This window comes from Streptomyces sp. NPDC028308, assembly GCF_055565855.1.
In genome coordinates this window covers 386,018-404,614 of sequence record NZ_JBVHTO010000005.1, presented here as the reverse complement: position 1 = coordinate 404,614, position 18,597 = coordinate 386,018, and the positions used below count along the sequence as shown (strand labels likewise).

17 protein-coding genes are annotated in these 18,597 nt (G+C 73.1%); 11 read left to right on the top strand and 6 right to left on the bottom strand.

The features are described 5' to 3' along the window. Positions 1-358: 358 nt before the first annotated feature. Positions 359-1,042, top strand: coding sequence for a phosphatase PAP2 family protein (locus tag ACZ4VA_RS14160; protein WP_356165853.1), 684 nt, complete (start codon positions 359-361; stop codon positions 1,040-1,042). An 80-nt stretch (positions 1,043-1,122) separates the two neighbouring features. Beyond that, positions 1,123-1,815 carry an HAD family hydrolase gene (locus ACZ4VA_RS14155; RefSeq protein WP_356165952.1) on the top strand — a complete coding sequence of 231 codons (693 nt, stop codon included), beginning with the start codon at positions 1,123-1,125 and terminating at the stop codon, positions 1,813-1,815. Between the two features lie 40 nt (positions 1,816-1,855). Here the strand turns inward: ACZ4VA_RS14155 and ACZ4VA_RS14150 are convergent, their stop codons facing one another. After that, positions 1,856-2,101 carry a DUF2630 family protein gene (locus tag ACZ4VA_RS14150; protein ID WP_356165856.1) on the bottom strand — a complete coding sequence of 82 codons (246 nt, stop codon included), beginning with the start codon at positions 2,099-2,101 and terminating at the stop codon, positions 1,856-1,858. A 199-nt stretch (positions 2,102-2,300) separates the two neighbouring features. Between ACZ4VA_RS14150 and ACZ4VA_RS14145 the strand changes: the two genes are divergently transcribed. Continuing rightward, complete coding sequence (locus tag ACZ4VA_RS14145; protein WP_355791394.1) at positions 2,301-2,993, top strand: TetR/AcrR family transcriptional regulator; 693 nt, start codon at positions 2,301-2,303, stop codon at positions 2,991-2,993. On the opposite strand, the gene ACZ4VA_RS14140 is transcribed toward ACZ4VA_RS14145, so the two are convergent. After that, entirely contained in the window at positions 2,981-4,483 is a 1,503-nt protein-coding gene (locus tag ACZ4VA_RS14140) for an LVIVD repeat-containing protein (protein ID WP_356165859.1), read from the bottom strand. The two genes, ACZ4VA_RS14145 and ACZ4VA_RS14140, sit on opposite strands and share 13 nt — an antisense overlap. Before the next feature lie 192 nt (positions 4,484-4,675). On the opposite strand from ACZ4VA_RS14140, the gene ACZ4VA_RS14135 reads away from it, so the two are divergent. Continuing rightward, positions 4,676-5,335 carry a DUF305 domain-containing protein gene (locus tag ACZ4VA_RS14135; RefSeq protein WP_356238495.1) on the top strand — a complete coding sequence of 220 codons (660 nt, stop codon included), beginning with the start codon at positions 4,676-4,678 and terminating at the stop codon, positions 5,333-5,335. 28 nt (positions 5,336-5,363) lie between these two features. On the opposite strand, the gene ACZ4VA_RS14130 is transcribed toward ACZ4VA_RS14135, so the two are convergent. Next, positions 5,364-5,819 (bottom strand): DUF6214 family protein, encoded by a 456-nt coding sequence (locus ACZ4VA_RS14130; RefSeq protein ID WP_355792734.1) that lies wholly within the window; start codon positions 5,817-5,819, stop codon positions 5,364-5,366. A 225-nt stretch (positions 5,820-6,044) separates the two neighbouring features. Between ACZ4VA_RS14130 and ACZ4VA_RS14125 the strand changes: the two genes are divergently transcribed. Continuing rightward, positions 6,045-7,394, top strand: coding sequence for an FAD-dependent oxidoreductase (locus ACZ4VA_RS14125; RefSeq protein WP_468081407.1), 1,350 nt, complete (start codon positions 6,045-6,047; stop codon positions 7,392-7,394). Between the two features lie 258 nt (positions 7,395-7,652). On the opposite strand, the gene ACZ4VA_RS14120 is transcribed toward ACZ4VA_RS14125, so the two are convergent. Beyond that, positions 7,653-8,012 carry an ArsR/SmtB family transcription factor gene (locus tag ACZ4VA_RS14120; RefSeq protein WP_355796058.1) on the bottom strand — a complete coding sequence of 120 codons (360 nt, stop codon included), beginning with the start codon at positions 8,010-8,012 and terminating at the stop codon, positions 7,653-7,655. A gap of 163 nt (positions 8,013-8,175) precedes the next feature. Between ACZ4VA_RS14120 and ACZ4VA_RS14115 the strand changes: the two genes are divergently transcribed. Continuing rightward, positions 8,176-9,183 carry an NADH:flavin oxidoreductase/NADH oxidase gene (locus ACZ4VA_RS14115; RefSeq protein ID WP_468081404.1) on the top strand — a complete coding sequence of 336 codons (1,008 nt, stop codon included), beginning with the start codon at positions 8,176-8,178 and terminating at the stop codon, positions 9,181-9,183. A 526-nt stretch (positions 9,184-9,709) separates the two neighbouring features. After that, entirely contained in the window at positions 9,710-11,761 is a 2,052-nt protein-coding gene (locus ACZ4VA_RS14110; protein WP_468081402.1) for a HEAT repeat domain-containing protein, read from the top strand. 54 nt (positions 11,762-11,815) lie between these two features. Here ACZ4VA_RS14110 and ACZ4VA_RS14105 read toward each other — a convergent pair whose 3' ends face one another. Continuing rightward, positions 11,816-12,397, bottom strand: coding sequence for an Rv1733c family protein (locus ACZ4VA_RS14105; RefSeq protein WP_356165874.1), 582 nt, complete (start codon positions 12,395-12,397; stop codon positions 11,816-11,818). Positions 12,398-12,682: 285 nt separating this feature from the next. Here ACZ4VA_RS14105 and ACZ4VA_RS14100 point away from each other — a divergent pair, with 285 nt between their 5' ends. The 4 genes from ACZ4VA_RS14100 (at position 12,683) to ACZ4VA_RS14085 (ending at position 17,002) form a co-directional block, all read left to right on the top strand. Then, positions 12,683-13,768, top strand: a complete 1,086-nt coding sequence (locus ACZ4VA_RS14100) for a WD40/YVTN/BNR-like repeat-containing protein (protein WP_389389426.1) — start codon at positions 12,683-12,685, stop codon at positions 13,766-13,768. Positions 13,769-14,230: 462 nt separating this feature from the next. Beyond that, positions 14,231-14,908, top strand: a complete 678-nt coding sequence (locus ACZ4VA_RS14095; RefSeq protein ID WP_356165877.1) for a uracil-DNA glycosylase — start codon at positions 14,231-14,233, stop codon at positions 14,906-14,908. A gap of 53 nt (positions 14,909-14,961) precedes the next feature. After that, positions 14,962-15,900 (top strand): N-acetylglucosamine kinase, encoded by a 939-nt coding sequence (locus tag ACZ4VA_RS14090; protein ID WP_355790874.1) that lies wholly within the window; start codon positions 14,962-14,964, stop codon positions 15,898-15,900. Positions 15,901-16,078: 178 nt separating this feature from the next. Beyond that, positions 16,079-17,002, top strand: coding sequence for a sirohydrochlorin chelatase (locus ACZ4VA_RS14085; protein WP_356165880.1), 924 nt, complete (start codon positions 16,079-16,081; stop codon positions 17,000-17,002). Between the two features lie 137 nt (positions 17,003-17,139). Here ACZ4VA_RS14085 and ACZ4VA_RS14080 read toward each other — a convergent pair whose 3' ends face one another. After that, positions 17,140-18,180 carry a lactonase family protein gene (locus ACZ4VA_RS14080; RefSeq protein ID WP_356238507.1) on the bottom strand — a complete coding sequence of 347 codons (1,041 nt, stop codon included), beginning with the start codon at positions 18,178-18,180 and terminating at the stop codon, positions 17,140-17,142. Between the last annotated feature and the right edge of the window lie 417 nt (positions 18,181-18,597).

Here is an 18,597-nt window from a genome sequence, read left to right as displayed (position 1 = left end):
CCGAGGCACGCGGACCCGCACCCTGGCACCTCGCCGGCCCCTGACAGCACAAGGGCCGGACACGCGCGCTTGTGGGCACTGCCGGCGACCGGGACCCGCCGCTCCCGCAGCCCCACGAACCGGCGGGCACGCCTCCGAGTCCCGGCCTGCGGGAGGGCGCACGTCCGGCCCCTCGGCACGGAACGGCGTGAGCGCGTGCCGGAGGCCGTGCAAGCCTTCCGGGTGCGCGTGTGCGTCCCTGGGATTGGGCGCCCGGGCCCTGCGCCGCCAGTCGCCAGGGATCTCCCCGGCGCCCGAGCTGCGGGCCCGACACCCCCGGTGTTGGCATCGGACGCCCGGGTTCGGCGAGGATCGTCATATGCACCCCCCGCACGTCGGCTCACCCGCCCGCACACCGGCTCCGCGGGCCGCGGCTGCCCTCGCGGTCCCGCTCGCCATGGCCTCGGTGGTGCTCCTCGTGCTGGTCGCGTCCTCCTGGCATCCGCTGATGGACATCGACGGCGACGTCTCACGCACCACGCACCGCTGGGCGGTCGAGGACCCGGGCACCACCCACGCCTTCCGCGTGCTGACCGACTGGGTGTGGGACCCCACGACCCTGCGCATCCTGTGCGCGGTCGTGGTCCTGTGGCTGGTGCTCCGGCGCTCCGCGTGGCGGACCGCCCTCTGGCTGGCGGTCACCTGCGCGGTGGGCACGCTATTGCAGCAGAGCCTCAAGGCCGCCGTCGACCGGCCGCGTCCCGTGTGGCCCGACCCGGTGGACTCGGCCCACTACACCGCCTTCCCCTCCGGGCACGCGCTGACGGCCACGGTGGTGTGCGGACTCCTGCTCTGGCTGCTGCGCCGCCACGGTGCCGGACCCGCCCTGTGGTGGTCCGCGTGCGCCCTGGCGGTCGTCTCCGTCGCGGGTGTCGGCCTCACCCGCGTGTGGCTGGGCGTCCACTGGCCCTCGGACGTCCTGGGCGGCTGGCTCATCGGGGCGCTCGTGGTCGCGCTGGCGGTGATGACGTACCACCGCTGGGTCGAACCCCGCGGCAACTGATCCGGCCGCGGGCCGGACCCCGTACGACGGGGCGGTCTTGACCCGTACGGCGGAGCGATCAAGGATCGTCGTCCATGGCGATCAAAGGTGCGCTCTTCGACTTCTCCGGAACCCTCTTCCGCATCGAATCGACCGAGTCCTGGCTCCGCGCCGTGGTGACGGACGCCGATGTCCACGTCCCCGAGCCGGAGTTGACCGACCTGGCACGCGAGCTGGAGTCGGTGGGCGCGCTCCCCGGCGGGGCCCCGGCGACCAGGCCGGTACCGGCCGAGCTTGCCGAGGTGTGGGCGGCCCGGGACCGCGGCGCCGACCTGCACCGGGCCGCGTACACCGGCGTCGCCCGCCAGGTGCCGCTGCCGGACCCCCTGCTGTACGACGCCCTGTACGACCGGCACCGCGCGCCGGCCGCCTGGTCCGCCTACCCCGACGCGCGGGAGGTGCTGGCGGGGCTGCGCGGGCGCGGGATCGCCGTGGGCGTGGTCAGCAACATCGGCTGGGATCTGCGGCCGGTCTTCCGCGAGCACGGCCTGGACGCGTACGTCGACGCGTACGTGCTGTCGTACGAGCACGGCATCCAGAAGCCGGACGTGCGGCTGTTCGCGACGGCCTGCGACGCGCTCGGGGTCGCCCCGCAGGACACCCTGATGGTCGGGGACGACCGCCGCGCGGACGGGGGCGCCGCGGCGCTGGGCTGCGCGGTGCACTTCGTGGACCATCTGCCGGTCGCGCACCGCCCCGCCGGACTGCGTCCCGTGCTCGGCCTGATCGACTGACGGGCGGGGGCGGCGCCCCCGTGCCGACGGGGCCGCCGCCTCAGCTCTGGTAGCCCTCGACCTGCGAAGCGGGGCGGACCTGCGCCTCGTCGGGGTTCTCCCCGAACTCGGTCTTGGCGCGGCGCTGGCGCAGCAGGTCCCAGCAGCGGTCGAGCTCGCGCTCCAGCTGGCCGAGCCGTTCGTTCTCCGTGGCGCTGTCGATCTGTCCGGAGGCGAGCGCGTCCCGCAGGCGCCGCTCGTCGTCCACCATGGCCGTGATCCTGGCCAGGATCTGCTCTTGATCCATGTCCTTCTGCCTCCTCGGCCCCCGTGCCCCACTGTAGGGACGGTTCACCGGCCGTGCGACAGCTGGCCTCGCACGTCCGTCCTGGACGATCCCCCGCGTCGCCCAGGACGGACGGCAGCCCGGAACGGACCCGCGAAGGGTCTTGGCCGGACGCGTTGAGTATAGTTGGCTGGCAGCCAGTCAACGCAGGAGTTACAGCATGTCCCCGCGCAGCGCCTCGGTCAATGAAGAGTTGCGGCGGCGTTCCCGGGAGCGGCTTCTGCAAGCGGCGGTCGAACTGGTCCGCGAGCGCGGCTACGACGCGACGACGCTCGGCGACATCGCGGACCGCGCGGGTTCGGCGCGGGGTCTGGTGTCGTACTACTTCCCCGGCAAGCGCCAGCTCCTGCAGTCGGCCGTGCACCGTCTGATGCACCGCACGCTGGAGGAGGCGCTGGAGCGGGAACCGCGCACCGAGGACGGCCGGGAGCGGATGGCCCGGGCGATCGACGCCATTCTGGGCCTCACCCAGGACCACCCCGTCCTCATGCGCCAGCACATGGCGGGGATCCTTCAGGCCGAGGGTTTCGTGCAGTGCCCGGAGCAGCAGCGGCTCGCCGAGCTCCTGCGGGAGACGGTCGCCCGGCACGGCTCACCGGACGCCGCCGCCGACTATCCGATGCTCAGGGCGCTGCTGATGGGCGCCGTGTTCGCGGCGCTGGTGCCGGGTGTCCCCATGCCGGTGCCGGTGCTGCGGGCCGAGCTGTTCAAGCGCTACGGCCTGGACCGCACGATGGGGATCCCGCCGGGTGCCGGGGCACCCGGCGGGACGGACGACGAGGACCTGTCACGGTTCTTCGCGACGGAGAGCCGCGACTCGTCGGGGCCGGGCCGCTCCGGTCAGTCGAAGTAGTCCGGCTGCGTCTGGACGTTGAGCTCATCCAGTCGGATCCGCTTCGCGGCGTCGGTGCGCTTGTCGCTGAGCTTCAGCACGTCGAAGCCCTTGGCGATGTCGTTCGAGTAGATGTAGCCGTTGTAGTAGTACGCCGACCAGGCGCCGCCGGTCGCGAGCGTGGTGGTGGACAGCGGTCCGCGCTCGAAGTAGGCGATCTCCTTCGGGTTCGTGGAGTCCGTGAAGTCCCAGACGGAGACGCCGCCCTGGTACCAGGCCTGGACCATCAGGTCCTTGCCCTTGACCGGGATGAGCGAGCCGTTGTGGGCCACGCAGTTCTCCGTGTCGGCCTGGTGGCGCGGGATCTTGTAGTAGCCCTTGAAGACGAGCTTGCGGTGGTCGCCCCGGCCGACGATGTCGTAGATGCCGTCGGCGCCGCGGTTCGGGCCGATGGCCGCGTTGCAGGTGGGCGCGCCGCCGCCGCCGAGCTCGTCGGTGAAGACGACCTTGTTGGCCTTCTGGTTGAAGGTCGCCGAGTGCCAGAACGCGAAGTTCACGTTGTCCTGGACCTGGTCGATGACCTTCGGGTTCTCCGGGTCCTCGATGGAGAAGAGGATGCCGTCGCCCATGCAGGCGCCCGCCGCGAGGTCCTTGGAGGGCAGCACGGTGATGTCGTGGCAGCCGGTGGTCTTGGAGACGCCCGGGTTGGTGGGCGCGCCGGGGTTGCCGCCGCCGTCGGGGCCCTCACCGGGGAACAGGACGGGGAAGTTCACCACCGCGGCCTTCTCGGGGGCCTTGCGCGGCACCTTGATGACCGTGATGCCGTCGTGCGGCGGCTGGCAGTCGGGGAAGGACGCGTTGGGCGAGTACGAGGAGACGTAGATGTAGACGTTCCTGCGCTCGGGCACCAGCGTGTGCGTGTGCGAGCCGCAGGCGGTCTCGACGGCGGCGACGTACTTCGGGTTCGTCTTGTCGCTGATGTCGAAAACCTTCATGCCCTCCCACGAGGACTTCTCGGTCGCGGGCTGCGTGGTGCTGCTGCAGGAGTTGTCGCTGCGCGAGGAGTCGGTGGACAGGAAGAGCAGGTTCCCGGAGACGGAGATGTCGTTCTGCGAACCGGGGCAGAGCACCTGCGCGACCGTCTTGGGCGCCTTCGGGTCACTGATGTCGAAGATGCGGAAACCGTCGTAGTTGCCGGCGAACGCGTAGTGGCCCTGGAACGCCAGGTCCGAGTTGGTTCCGGCGAGGGTCTCCTTGGGGATGTTGACCAGGTGTTCGATGTTGTCGGAGTGGACGACCTCGTCCTGTCCGGGTATCTCACCGGCCGCTATGTCCGCCTTGACCTCGGCGGCCTCGCTCTTGGAGATCTTCTCCTGTGCGACGGGGCCGTCCCCGGGGTCGGGGGTGGCGGCCGCCGGACCGGCCGTGAGCAGCGCTGCCATGAGTCCTGCCGCGGCTGCGGCAACTCCCAGGCGTCTGCGCCGGGTTCGGGGATCGTTCAACAGGGTCACTGTGCCCTCCCTAGTCGCCGTTCGGGTTCGAACGGTGCACGGACCCCCGAAGTATCGTCTTCATCATGCACAGATCAACAGATGGCAACGGAGCCTTAATAAAAGTTTTTGATCACCGGCACCCCGATGCGTGCTAGGACGGTCCTCAGCACCGAGAGGTGTCCGTCAACGTCAGGGCCACAGGAGGTCGTTGTGCTCGTTCGCCGTACGTCCCGAGCGTGCCTGGTCACGGCGTCGCTCACGGTCGCCGCCGTACTCGCCCTCGCCGGCTGCGACTCCGGCTCCCCCGACGCGGACGCCAAGTCCCCCAAGGCGAACGGGCCTTCGGTGATCGCTCCCGGAAAACCCGGGGAGGCGGCCGAGACGCTCTCCGCCGAGGACGCCCGCAAGCAGAACTCCGGCGACGGCGCTCCCAACTCCGCGGACATCTCCTACGCGCGGATGATGATCGAACACCACAGCCAAGCCCTGGAGATGACCGAACTGGCCCCGAAGCGGGCGGCGTCGGGCAAGGTACGGCTGCTCGCCGAGCGCATCACGGCGGCCCAGGGGCCGGAGATCGCGGTCATGAAGAGCTGGCTGAAAAAGCACGGCGGTTCGAAGGGGGGCACGGGGCACCACCACGAGGCCATGCCCGGGATGGCGACCGAGGCGCAGCTCGCGAAGCTGCGGGCGGCCCACGGGAAGTCCTTCGACGAACTCTTCCTGAAGCTGATGATCACCCATCACGACGGGGCGATCACGATGGCCACCGACGTGAAGGCGCAGGGCAACAACGTCCAGATCGAGGAGATGGCCGACGACGTGATCGCCCAGCAGACGAGCGAGATCAGCCGGATGCGCGACATGTGACGGCGGCGGGCGGCGCCCACGGGCCCGCTCAGCGGCGGGCGTGGCGCGGGGTGAGGAATCCCGCGTCGCGGGCGCCCGCGATCAGGCGCAGCGAGCGCCGACGGCTGTGGCCGGTCGCGCACATGACGGCGAGGACGGGGTCCTTGCCGTCCTCCTGCGCCGCCCGGTACTCCTCCGCCACCAGGCGCCGCCCCTCGGTGCCGCGCGGCCAGGCGGGCCGGGCCCGGCGGGCCGGCGTCTGCGGGGACTCCGCGGACCCGCCGCCGCACGCCTCGAAGAGGGGGCCCTCGATCCACTCGGCGAGCACCGTCAGGTCGTCGAGCGAGAGCGGCGGGCAGGCCCGTACGTCCTCGACGGACACGCCCTCCGGGGAGACCACCGCGAGGACGTCGACCCCGGCGCCGTCACCGAAGCAGAGCCGGACGTCGAACCACGACGTCCGGTGCCCGTCCTCCCGCACCTGCCACGCGGGCCGCACGGACACCGCGCCATCCGGTCGTTCTCGATCAGAAAGATTAAGAAAGGATGCTTCCAGCACATACGCAACGTAACCGCATGATCACATTCAATGCGAATAGGCTCGCATGCCGACCGCCGGGACCGTACCCCGTCGGCGCAGCCCCGCACCCCTCCCGCCCGGCGCCGCCCGGTGCCATGCTGGAGGCACCAGCGATCTCCTCGCCGTTCGACGTCGGGAAGGAGTTCCGCCGTGCTGAATGTCGCCGTCGTGGGCTCGGGGCCCAGCGGGGTCTACACCGCCCAGAGCCTCCTCCAGCAGCGCCTGGTGCCCGAGGTGCGCGTGGACGTGCTCGACCGGCTGCCGTGCCCGTACGGCCTGGTGAGGTACGGGGTGGCGCCCGACCACGAGAAGATCAAGTCCCTCCAGAACAATCTGCGTACGGTCCTGGAGGACGAGCGCGTCCGGTTCCTGGGCGGCGTCCAGGTGGGACCCGGTGGACTGCCGGCGGCCCGCCTGCGCGAGCTGTACCACGCGGTCGTGTACTGCGTGGGCGCCGCCACCGACCGCCATCTCGGCATCCCCGGCGAGGAGTTGCCCGGCAGCTGGTCGGCGACCGAGTTCGTGTCCTGGTACAGCGCCCACCCCGACTCCACCGCCGACGGCTTCGTGACCGGCGCACGCCGGGCCGTCGTCATCGGCGTGGGGAACGTCGCCGTCGACGTGACGCGGATGCTAGCCCGCGGCAGCACCGAACTCAGCCCCACGGACATGCCGCACGCGGCCCTCACCGCCCTGGCCGCCAGCGAGATCACCGAGATCCACATGGTGGGCCGCCGCGGCCCCTCGCAGGCCCGCTTCACCACCAAGGAACTGCGCGAGCTGGGCGCGATGCCCGACGTCGACGTGACGGTCGATCCGCGGGAGCTGGCCCTCGACCCCGGATACACCGACCCCTCGGCCCTGCCCGCCGCGAGCCGCCGCAACGTCGAGGTGATGCGGGCCTGGGCCGCGGCGCCGCCCGCGACGGGACGGCGCAGGATCGGGCTGCGCTTCTTCCTCCGCCCGGTCGAACTCCTCGCCGTGGACGGGCGCGTGGGCGCGGTGCGGTTCGAGCGGACGGTGCCGGACGGGCACGGCGGAGTCACGGGCACGGGGCGGTACGAGACCATCGAGGCGCAGTTGGTGCTGCGCTCGGTGGGCTATCGCGGCGTACCCCTCGAAGGGCTGCCGTTCGACGCCGTACGCGGCACGGTGCCGCATCTCGCGGGGCGCGTCCTGCGGGACGGTGCCGTCGCTCCGGGCGAGTACGTGGCGGGCTGGATCAAGCGCGGCCCGACGGGCGTCATAGGCACCAACCGGCCGTGCGCCAAGGAGACGGTGACCTCGCTGATCGAGGACGCCCCCACCCTCGTACGACGGGACGTGCCCGGTGATCCGCTCGCGGCCCTGCGGGCGGCCGGGGTGTCGCCGGTGGAGTGGGCCGGGTGGCGGGCGATCGAGCGGGCGGAGGCGGAGCTGGGAGCCTCGCTCGGGCGGGGCGTCGTGAAGCTCCCCGACTGGACGTCGCTGCTGGCGGCGGCCCGGACGGAAGGGCCGTGACGGCGGCTGCCGTTCCCCTGGCGGGCGAACGCGCCCGGCGCTCCCCGCGGCCACCTCGGCGGGGCGGACGGTCAGGGGCCCGACCGTGACGGTCGGCCGGGACCACGTCGATCACCTCCCCGCGAGCGCGCGAACTGCCGCTCACTGACCAGGAGTTCACCGACCGCCGCTCACCGACCAGGAGTTCACCGAGGCGCTGAGCCTCGGCGATCCAACCACCCGCCGGGCACACCCCGTTGGATCGCAGGCACGGGCTCCTCAGACTCCTTGGAGCCGGTCCGCCTGTCGGGCCGCCGCTTCGAGGACGCTGTCGAGGAGTCCGGGGAACAGCGCGTCCAGGTCGTCCTTGCGCAGCCCGTTCATCTTCGCCGTACCTCGGTACACCTGCCGGATCACCCCGCTCTCGCGCAGCACCCGGAAGTGGTGCGTGGTCGTGGACTTCGTGACCGGCAGGTCGAAGCGCGAGCAGGACAGCTCACCTCCGTCGGCGGCGAGCTCGCGCACGACCTGGAGCCGCATCGGGTCGGAGAGGGCGTGCAGCACGCTCTCCAGCCGGATCTCCTCGTTGGCGGGGTGCGGAAGATCGCGGCTGCTGCCTGCGGGGGCGGCGGTCGTCACGGCGGCTCCAGTTCGTCGGGGCGGGCCGCACGTCCGGCGACGCACGCGGAGTCCGGTCCACCGCTTCCCATTGTACGAGAAGCCTCGTAGTTTGACATCCTCCGTACTACGAAGGCTATCGTACGAGACGTACCGCGGCCCCCCGCGACGAATGGAGTCCGACGTGAGCGCGCTCTTCGAGCCCTACACCCTGCGCGATCTGACCATCCCGAACCGGGTGTGGATGCCCCCGATGTGCCAGTACTCCGCGGCCCCCGCGGGACCTGACGCGGGCGTGCCGAACGACTGGCACTTCTCCCACTACTCCGCCCGCGCGGCCGGCGGCACGGGCCTGATCATCGTCGAGGCGACCGCCGTCTCCCCCGAGGGCCGCATCAGCCCCTACGACCTCGGCATCTGGAACGACACGCAGGTCGAGGCGTTCCGCCGGATCACGCGTTTCCTCGTCTCGCAGGGCACGGTGCCCGGCATCCAGCTCGCGCACAGCGGGCGCAAGGCCTCCACCGAACGGCCCTGGAAGGGCGGGGCCCCGGTCGGTGCCGACGGGCACGGCTGGCAGCCGCTCGCGCCGAGCGCGCTCGCCTTCGACGAGCGGCACCCCGTACCCACCGAGCTGACCGTCGACGAGATCCACGGCGCCCACGGCTACCTGATCAACGAGTTCCTCTCCCCGCACTCCAACCACCGCACCGACGCCTACGGCGGCTCGTACGAGAACCGCACCCGGTTCGCCCTGGAGGTCGTGGACGCCGTGCGGGAGGTGTGGCCGGACGACAAGCCGCTGTTCTTCCGCATCTCCGCCACCGACTGGCTCGATGACGGCGGTTGGACCGCGGACGACACCGTCCGCTTCGCCACGCAGCTCCACGAGCACGGCGTGGACCTCCTCGACGTGTCGACGGGCGGCAACGCCTCCGGAGTCCGCATTCCGGTCGGTCCCGGCTACCAGGTGCCCTTCGCCGCCCGCGTGAAGGCCGAGACGCCGATGCCCGTCGCGGCCGTGGGTCTGATCACGGACGTCGAGCAGGCCGAGAAGATCCTCGCCAACGAGGAGGCCGACGCCGTGCTGCTGGGCCGGGAGCTGCTGCGCAACCCGTCCTTCGCCCGGCTCGCGGCCCGCGAACTCGGCGCCGAGGTTCACGTGCCCGACCAGTACCACCGCTCCGTCTGACGGACCGACGCGGCGGGTGACCTCGGACCGCCGAGGTCACCCGCCGCGTCCGTGCCGCCGGTCCCGACGGCGCCCCGGCCCCGCACCCGCCCCACGGGTGTGCGCTCGTGCGTGTATCGGCCAACATCACGCCGTCCTGTGCGGCTCCTTTCGCGTGCCCGGTCGTCACCGCGCCGTGAACCCCCCTCGCCCCCAGACGGCACCTCGTCCGGCAGGCGTGCGACCTCCCGCATAGGCGCCTCACCAGCACGTTCACCCTTCGCCACCGACCTGCGACACCCTCGTGCAGCGGCTTGGCGGCCTCCTTCCCCGCCGTGGCGACGGGGTCGTGAAGCCGTCCTCGGTGTGTCTGCCTCGTGTCCACCGCCTGCCGCGACGCGCGTCGGGGTGCCGGGCGGGCCGCGGGGCGCCGCGCGACGACGGCTCGATCCCGATGCACCGGCCAACCGACTCGGCTTCCCGGACGTGACTGTCAGTGCTGTGGTGCACACTCTCGATCAATCGCCGACCGTCCGGGAGGGACGCCGTGTTCAGGGGGATCGACGAGGTCGACTGGGCCTCGATGGACCATGCGTACGGAAGCGCCGAGGACGTACCCGCACTGCTGCGCGGGCTGGCCTCCCCGCAGCCCGAGGAGCGCGAGAGGTCGCTCGACGGGATGTACGGGGCGGTGCACCACCAGGGCGACGTGTACGACTCGACGCTCGCCTGCATCCCCTTCCTCTTCGCGCTGATCGCCTCCGAGGACGTCCCGGACCGGGGCGGGCTCGTCGAGCTGCTGGCCAGCATCGGCGGCGGAACCGTGGATCCGCAGGACGGCGACGAGGAGTACGCCGCCTCCGACGACAACTGCGCGATGGCCCGCGCGGCTGTCAGGTCGGGCGCGGCCGTGTTCGCCTCGCTCGTCACGGACCGGGACCCGGAGGTGCGGCGGGCGGCGCCGACGGCCCTGGTCCGCTTCCTCGGCGAACCGGCGCGCGTACTCGACCTGTTGCGCGAGCGCCTCGCCGAGGAGACGGACGACCGGGTCCGCCTGGCGCTGGCCGAGGGGCTGGGGTTGTTCGCCCGGCTGTATCCCGCCTCCGCCTCCCCCGCCGTGGACTGCCTCGTGCGCATCGGTGCGGCGGCCGGCGAACCGGGGCTGCGACTCGCCGCACTCGGCCAGCTGGCGAGCTGCGCGCCCGAGCACCTGCCCGCCGATCTGGTGCCCACGGTCGTCGAGTTGCTGCGGGAGAGGTCGCGGCAGCTCCGAGCGCCGGACGAGCCCGAGCGGCCCGAGACGGACACACTCATCGGCCACCTCCGGCGGCTGCGTCCGGCCGACGAGGAGGGCTCCCAGCTCCTGCGGACGCTGCACACCGCGCTCGGCGGGCGCGTCGGGGACCGGATCGCCCTGCTGGAAGGCCAGTTGACGAGCCCGGACGCCACCGACCGGTGCAACGCCGTATGGATGTCCGCCGTGCTGTTCCGCGAATGGCGGGCGTCCTTCGACGAACCGGTCACCCTCATCGGGGAACAACTTCGCGCGGACGACGAGCGGTTGCGCGACGCCGCGGTGTCCGTCCTGGAGGACCTCTTCACCCTGGCCGTCCCGGCCGCCGACGACCTCGCGGAGCTCGCCGCGGCCCGTCCCGAATCCCGGGTGCGGCACTGGGAGCGGGGCGCGCCCTCCCTCGGCGGACCTCTCAAAGCCCTGGCCAGGACGGGCGATGCACGGGCCGTCCCCCTCCTGGCCGAGGTGCTGGAACTGCCCGAGGTACCCAAGGACATCGGATACGTGATCCCGTACGCGGGGCCGGCCGTCACCGCCCTGGCCCCCCTGTTGCGGGCCCGGCTCGCCGACGTTCCCGTCGACTCCCCCGAGACGTACGATCGCGCGGCGCCGCTGCTCACGGCGCTGGCCGCCCTCGGAGACGGCGCCGCCGCACCGGACGTACTGCGGCTGGTGCACCTGGCACCGGGCGGCCTGCGCAACAGGGACCCGCTCCTGGCAGGTGCCGCCCACGCTCTGGGCGAGCTCGGGAACCCGGACGCGATACCGGCGCTGCGTACGCTGCTGCACACCGACTGCGCGGTGACCGCGGCGGCGTCCCTCTGGTCGCTGGAGCGGGACCCCGATGCCGTACTCCCGGTGCTGACAGGGGAGTTGACCAGTGAGCGGGCCCACAGACGACGGGCGGCGGCCGAGGCGCTGGGCCGCCTGGGCAGGCCGGCCCGCTCCGCCTCGTCCGCCCTGCTTCGCATGCTCGGTTCCGACGACGTGTGGGAGCGGACGACCGCGGCCTGCGCGCTGTGGCGGGTCACCGGAGACGCGGAGGCAGTCCTCCCGGTGTTCCGCGCGGCATGGCTGGAGAACGCGTACACACGCGGCACCATCGCGAGCTGCCTCGCCGAACTGGGCTCGGCCGGAGCGCCCTTGCACGACCTCCCGCACGCCGAACTCACCAACCCGCGACGGCACAGGGCACGCTCCGGGGGCTTCGGCAGCCACGACATCCTGGAGGACGAACAGCTGCTGCGGGCCTGTCGGGAGGCGGTGGAAGACGGACGACAGGGGGCGCGCCAGGACGGCGCTTGAGGCTGCCGGTGGGCACGGACTCGCCGGGGAGGGTCCCGGCCGGGGCCGTCGTGCTCAGCTCGTCTTGCGGCCCCACAGCGGCCCGAAGCGTGCCCACTCCTCGTCCCACTGGGCCATCCGGCGCCGCTCCAGCCGGCCCCGGACCAGCTGCCCGGAGGCGAACGGCACCGCCGCCGCGCCCACCCCGGCCAGGGTGCCGACCAGGGACGCGCGCAGCCGCGCCTGCGCCGCGGAGACGGGCTGGGCGACCAGGCGGCCACCCCGGTCGATCCACACCGTGACGGGGGTGCCCGCCGCGCTGCCGGACTCGACCCGAGCCTGCCCGGCGTGCGCCGAGCCGTTCGCCCTCCAGCGGACGTCCGCCCACACCCGGTCGGCGCCGGAGGAGCTCGCGGCGGTCTTGATCCGCGGCGCGTCCTCGGTGACCGTCGCCGTGACGGGCCGCCACTCCACGCGCTCGCGGGCGAGGCCGTTCTCGACGGACCGCGCCACGGCCAGCCCCGTGAACACCCCGCACAGCACCGTGACGACCGAGGCGACGAGCAGGATCCAGGCCTCCAGCGTGTCACTGGGCCGGCGCAGCGGGTTGCGCCGCCAGCGCCACAACCACACCTTCGGACCACGGAATGCCGTCATCGGGGCATCCTCCTCATGGAGTCAGGGACATGACGGACCGCCGTCCCATACGGGTGCCGTCTCGTCGATGCTCATACAGATGCTCCAACTCCCGGACCTCATGCCTGCCTCCGCCCCTGTATCGCGGACACGTCGGCCCGAGCGGACCGGCGGGCGTCTCCACGAGTGCCTCGCGCCCCTCGACACCACGTTCCGACCTGCGGTGATGCCCGTCCAGAGGTGACTGTCAGTGCCGGGGTGCAGACTGACCGGTGCTGGGACAACGACGTCGCGGAGGTGGTCGGCATGGCCGACGTACTGCTCACGGTAGGTACACGGAAGGGTCTCTTCGTCGGACGCCGCCGGGGCGGCGTCTGGGAGTTCGACGAGAGTCCCTACTTCAACGCACAGGCCGTCTACTCGGTCGCCATCGACACCCGCGGGCCGACGCCCAGGCTGCTGGCCGGAGGGGACAGCGCGCACTGGGGCCCGTCCGTCTTCCACTCCGACGACCTCGGCCGCTCGTGGACCGAGCCCGCCCAGCCTGCCGTCAAGTTCCCCAAGGACACCGGGGCTTCGCTGGAGCGGGTCTGGCAGCTGCACCCCGCGGCCGCCGAGCCGGACGTGGTCTACGCGGGCACGGAACCGGCCGCGCTGTACCGCTCCGAGGACCGGGGGGAGACCTTCGAGCTCGTACGTCCGCTGTGGGAGCACCCGACCCGATCGAAGTGGGTGCCGGGAGGCGGCGGTGAAGGACTGCACACCATCCTCACGGACGCGCGCGACCCGCAGGCCGTGACGGTCGCCGTCTCCACGGCGGGGGTGTTCCGCACGACCGACGGCCGCGCGAGCTGGGAGCCGTCCAACTCCGGTGTCTCGGCGGTGTTCCTGCCGGATCCGAACCCGGAGTTCGGCCAGTGCGTGCACAAGGTGGCGCGGGACGCGGCGAACCCCGACCGGTTGTACCTGCAGAACCACTGGGGTGTTTACAGAAGCGACGACGCGGGATCGCACTGGACGGACATCGGCGCGGGGCTGCCGTCGACGTTCGGGTTCGCGGTGGCCGCCCATCCGCACCGCGGGGACACGGCGTACGTCTTCCCGATCAACGCCGACGCGGACCGGGTCCCGGCGGACCGGCGCTGCCGGGTCTTCCGCACGGCGGACGCGGGCAAGAACTGGGAGCCCCTGGTGGCCGGCCTCCCCGACGGGGACCACTACGGCACGGTACTGCGCGACGCCCTGTGCACCGACGACGCGGACCCGGCGGGTGTGTACTTCGGCAATCGCAACGGCGAGGTGTTCGCCTCCTCCGACGACGGCGACAGCTGGCAGCAGTTGGCGGCGCATCTGCCGGACGTGCTGTGTGTCCGGGCGGCGGTGGTGGACTGAGCTGCCGCCGGCCCGCCCTCCCGGACGGTGCCCGCGGCTGTGCATCCCGTCCGGCGGTGTACCGGTGCGCCGGGATGGTCGGCACGCGGGCGCGGAGAGGCGGGGGGGGACGTGGGCGTGGGCGCGGAGAGACGGGAGGGGCGGGACGTGGACGGGGTCGCGGAGGGATGTGCGGGCCGGGACGTGGGCGGCGGTCACGGAAGGCGGGACGGTCAGGACCTGGGCAGGGGGCACGGAGAGACGGGGGAAGGCCGGGATGTGGGCGGGGGGCGCGGCGGGGCGGCCGGGATGCGGGCGGGGTCATGAAAGGCGCGTGGGCGGACCGGTTCCGCGCGCTCGTCGTGCGGTCTCGCGACCCGTCTCGCCGTCCGGCGGTCGGCTTCGGTCGTCTCCGGTCGTCCTGCGGCCGTCCCACGGTGACCGGTTGATCGCCGCCGCCTGTACGGCAGTAGGGTGACGCCCGTGGCACCACGACCGTTGCATGAAATCGTCGAAGCGGGCTGGGCGAAGGCCCTGGAACCCGTCGCCGGGCGGATCGCCGAGATGGGTGACTTCCTGCGCGCGGAGATCGCCTCGGGACGCACCTACCTCCCGGCGGGACCGAACGTCCTGCGCGCCTTCCAGCAGCCCTTCGACGAGGTCCGCGTCCTCATCGTCGGGCAGGACCCCTATCCCACTCCGGGACACGCGGTGGGGCTGTCCTTCTCGGTCGCGCCGGAGGTACGGCCGCTGCCCGGCAGTCTGATCAACATCTTCCGTGAACTCACCACCGACCTCGGGGTCCCGCAGCCGTCGAACGGCGACCTCACGCCCTGGACGCAGCAGGGAGTCCTGCTCCTCAACAGGGCGCTCACCACGGCGCCCCGGAGTCCCGCGGCCCACCGGGGCAAGGGCTGGGAGGAGGTCACCGAACAGGCGATACGCGCGCTGACGGCCCGTGGACGGCCGCTGGTGTCGATCCTGTGGGGCCGGGACGCCCGCAATCTGCGTCCGCTCCTAGGGGACCTCCCCTCGATCGAGTCCGCGCATCCCTCCCCCATGTCCGCGGACCGCGGCTTCTTCGGCTCGCGCCCCTTCAGCCGCGCCAACGACCTCCTGAGCCGGCAGGGCGCGCAGCCCGTGGACTGGCGACTGCCGTGAGCCGCCCCGGCCCCGTGTCCGGAGTGCTGGCCGTGGATTCGGGCGGCTCCGGGATGCGGGCCGTGCTCGGTGCCCCGGCCGACGCCGGCACCGGCTTGCCGGGACCGCTGACGTCCGCGGAACCGGTGCGCACCGGCCCGCGAGGCATCGACGCGGATCACCTGCTGGAGCAACTGCTGCCGATGGCGCGGCGGCTGATGGCGGACTCCGGCGTCGCGGAGCTGGGGGCGGTCGCCCTCGGCGCGGCGGGGTTCGCCACCCTGGGGGACGATCTGCGGGCCCGGCTGCCGTCCGCCCTGGAACGTGAACTGGGCGTGCGGCGCGTGGTGTTGGCGGCCGACGCCGTCACCGCGTACACGGGAGCGCTCGGCCGACGGCCGGGCGCGGTGATCGCCGCCGGCACGGGCATGATCGCCGTCGGGACGGACCTGAAGAGCTGGCGCCGGGCGGACGGCTGGGGTCATCTGCTGGGCGACTGCGGGGGCGGAGCCTGGATCGGGCGGGCCGGACTGGAGGCCGCGCTGCGAGCCTTCGACGGTCGGCGCGGAGGTTCGGCGACGCTGCTGGCACGCGTCGAGGAACGGTTCGGGCCGGTGCCGGAGCTGCCGGGCAGGCTGTACTCGCGAACCGACCGGCCCGCGGTGCTGGCCTCCTTCGCTCCCGAGGTGGCGTCGGCCGCGGGCGCCGATCCGGTGGCGGCGGAGATCCTGCGGGCGGCGGCCCGGCACATGGCCGAGTCCGCGGCCGCGGTCTGCCCGGAGACGGAGGAGGCGCAAGTCGCGCTCACCGGCGGCCTGTTCAAGATGGGGGACCCGCTCCTCGTACCGCTGCGGGAGGAGCTGGCGGCGCAACTGCCGCACGCCCGCCCGGTACCGGCCGCGGGGGACCCCCTGCACGGCGCCATGATCATCGCGATCGACCTCGTCCGCGGCGACCTCGCGCTCGCGCCGGACGAGCGTCTGCTGCACGTGGTGTCCGAGACGGCCGGTTGACGCTCTTCGCCCGATGTGCGAGGTCTGGATTCCGTGGTGGTTGTGGCGGCCTCGTCAAGACGGGCCGTAGTGATCATTTCTGATCTGTACGTAACTCATGCGACAAAAGCGGACGGATACCGCTCACCTGCACCCTCCCCGAACAGGGGAGCCCAGGAAGCCAGTAACATGCGGCGCCATGAGCTCCCCCACTGGGCCCGCGTCCGGCCTGCCAGTACGAATGCCGCGACCCCGCCAGCCCGGGCGGCACCGCCGCCCGGAACCGCTGGCGGCTCCCGAGGGCGCGCCCGCGCTCGTCCTCGCGCTGCCGGGCACTCCCAGTGCCGCCACGCGCAGCCTCGCCGAGGAGGTCGTGAGCATCGCCCGCTCCGAGCTCCCCGGCCTCGACGCCCGGATCGGGTACCTGGACGGCGACGACGCCGAGTTCCCCACCCTGCAGTCCGTTCTCGGCCGTGCCGCCGAGGAGCGCACGGCCCGATTCGAGCAGGCGCGCGCCGCCGGGGCGGACGTGGCCGAGCCCGACGGCCCGGTGGCCGTCGTGGTGCCGCTGCTCGCGGGCCCCGACAACGCGCTGCTGCGCCGCATCCGCCAGGCCGTCATGGAGAGCCGCGTCGCGGCCGACCTGACCGACGTGCTCGGCCCGCACCCGCTGCTCGCCGAGGCGCTGCACGTGCGCCTGTCCGAGGCTGGTCTGGCGCGCGCCGACCGTGCCCGGCTGTTCACCGTGGCGACCGCGGCGGACGGCATCATCCTCGCGTCGGTGGGCGGCGAGGAGGCCGTGCAGGCGGCCGGGATCACCGGCATGCTGCTGGCCGCCCGTCTCGCGGTGCCGGTCATGGCCGCGGCGCTCGACGAGGAGGGCTCCATCGCGGCGATCGCCGAGCAGCTGCGCTCCTCCGGTTCCCAGCAGCTGGCGCTCGCGCCGTACCTGATCGGCCCCGAGCTGGACCCGGGGCTGCTCGACGCGGCCGCCAAGGAGGCGGGCTGCTCCGCCGCCGAGGCGCTCGGCCCGTACCCGGCGATCGGCAAGCTCGCCCTGGCCAAGTACACGACTGCGCTGGGCATCGCCCCGCAGCAGTCGCAGGGCGCGCCGGCCCGCTAGAGCTGTCCGGCCGGTCCAGCGGACTCGCGCGACCGCCGGCAGGAATCACCCGCACATCGGACGCCGAAAGGGCCCGTTTCCACGAAACGGGCCCTTCGCCGTGCGCCGGGCCGGGCGGCCGACCGGGAGAGGGCGGGTCAGCCGAACACCACGCAGGACGCCGCGGGCGCCTCGATCGAGCCGCTCTTGCGGAGCATCCCGGTGGCGGGGTCGACCGCGAACCAGGTCACGTCCCCGGAGCGCTCGTTGGCGACGTACAGGAAGCGCCCCGAGGGGTGCAGGGCGATCGCCCGCGGCCAGGTGCCGCCGCACGGCACCGTGGCGACCAGGCGCAGTTCCTCCCCGTCGAGCGCGAGCACGGAGAGGACGTTTTCGCCCCGGGTGGCGATCCAGACGAACCGCCCGTCGGGCGAGACGGCGATGCCGGACGGGAACGCGTCGCCGTCCGGGGAGCTGGGCAGCACGGAGGTCTCGCCGAAGGGCCGCAGCGTGCCCTCGGCGGCGTCCCAGCGGCAGACGGTGACGGTGGGCGCGAGTTCGTTCACGACGTAGGCGTGCTCGCCGCGCGGGTGGAAGGCCAGGTGGCGGGGTCCGGAGCCGGGCCGAAGCGCCGTCTCGCGGTGCAGGGCGAGGGTTCCGCCGTCCAGCGCGCACACCCGCACCGAGTCCGTGCCGAGGTCCACGCTCACGGCCCAGCGGCCGCTGGGGTCGGGCTGCACCTGGTGGGCGTGCGGTCCCTGCTGGCGCGGGGTGTGGGGGCCGGAGCCGGTGTGCGTGAACACGCCGGAGGGGGCGTCGGCGAGCCTCCCGTCGGCGCGGACGGGTACGGCGGTGACGCTGCCCGAACCGTAGTTGGCGGTCAGGACGTGGCCGTCGAGGAGACTGAGGTAGGTGGGTCCGCTGCCGCCGACCGGCACGGGCGGCCCGGTGAGTTCGGGCTTGTCGCCCGTCACGCGGAAGGCGGCCACCGCGCCGTCGGAGGTCTCGCTGACGGTGTAGAGCGTGCCGCCGTCGGGTGACAGGGCGAGGTACGACGGATCGGGTACGCCGTCCACGGCGCTCAGAACCGTCAGCGTGCCGCTCTGTTCGTCCATGGCCGCGGTGAGGACACCGTGGCCACCCGCCGCCGTGAACGACCCGATGAACGCCCGTGGTTGCCGCCTGACGCCGTCTGTCACTGCCGTCCCCTCTCGCCTTCTGCGCTGTCCGGGGCGACGGTAGCAGCAGGGGTCCATCGGTCTAGACCAAGCTGGGGCCAGCCGTCCGAGGCCCCCTGCGACGACGGCCGGAAGCGCCTGCGCTCGGCCGCCGGGCCGCCGGGTGGTCCGGCCGCAAGGGGGATCCCGCACGCGGGGGCCGGCGGAGCGACCGCGCGTCCGGCGGAGAGGCCGACGGCGACTGAGGTCGGGCGGGCGAGAGGCCGGCGGAGCGACTGCGCGTACGGCGAGCGCGACCGACCGCCGCTCCCGGGGCACCGGCCCCGCTCCGTGACCCGTGCGCCGGTCGCCGGTCGCCGGTCGCCGGTCGCCGGTCAGGGCGTACGCCGCCGGAGCCGACCGAGCCGCCGGCCGAGGAATCACCCGGTGGGTGAGCAG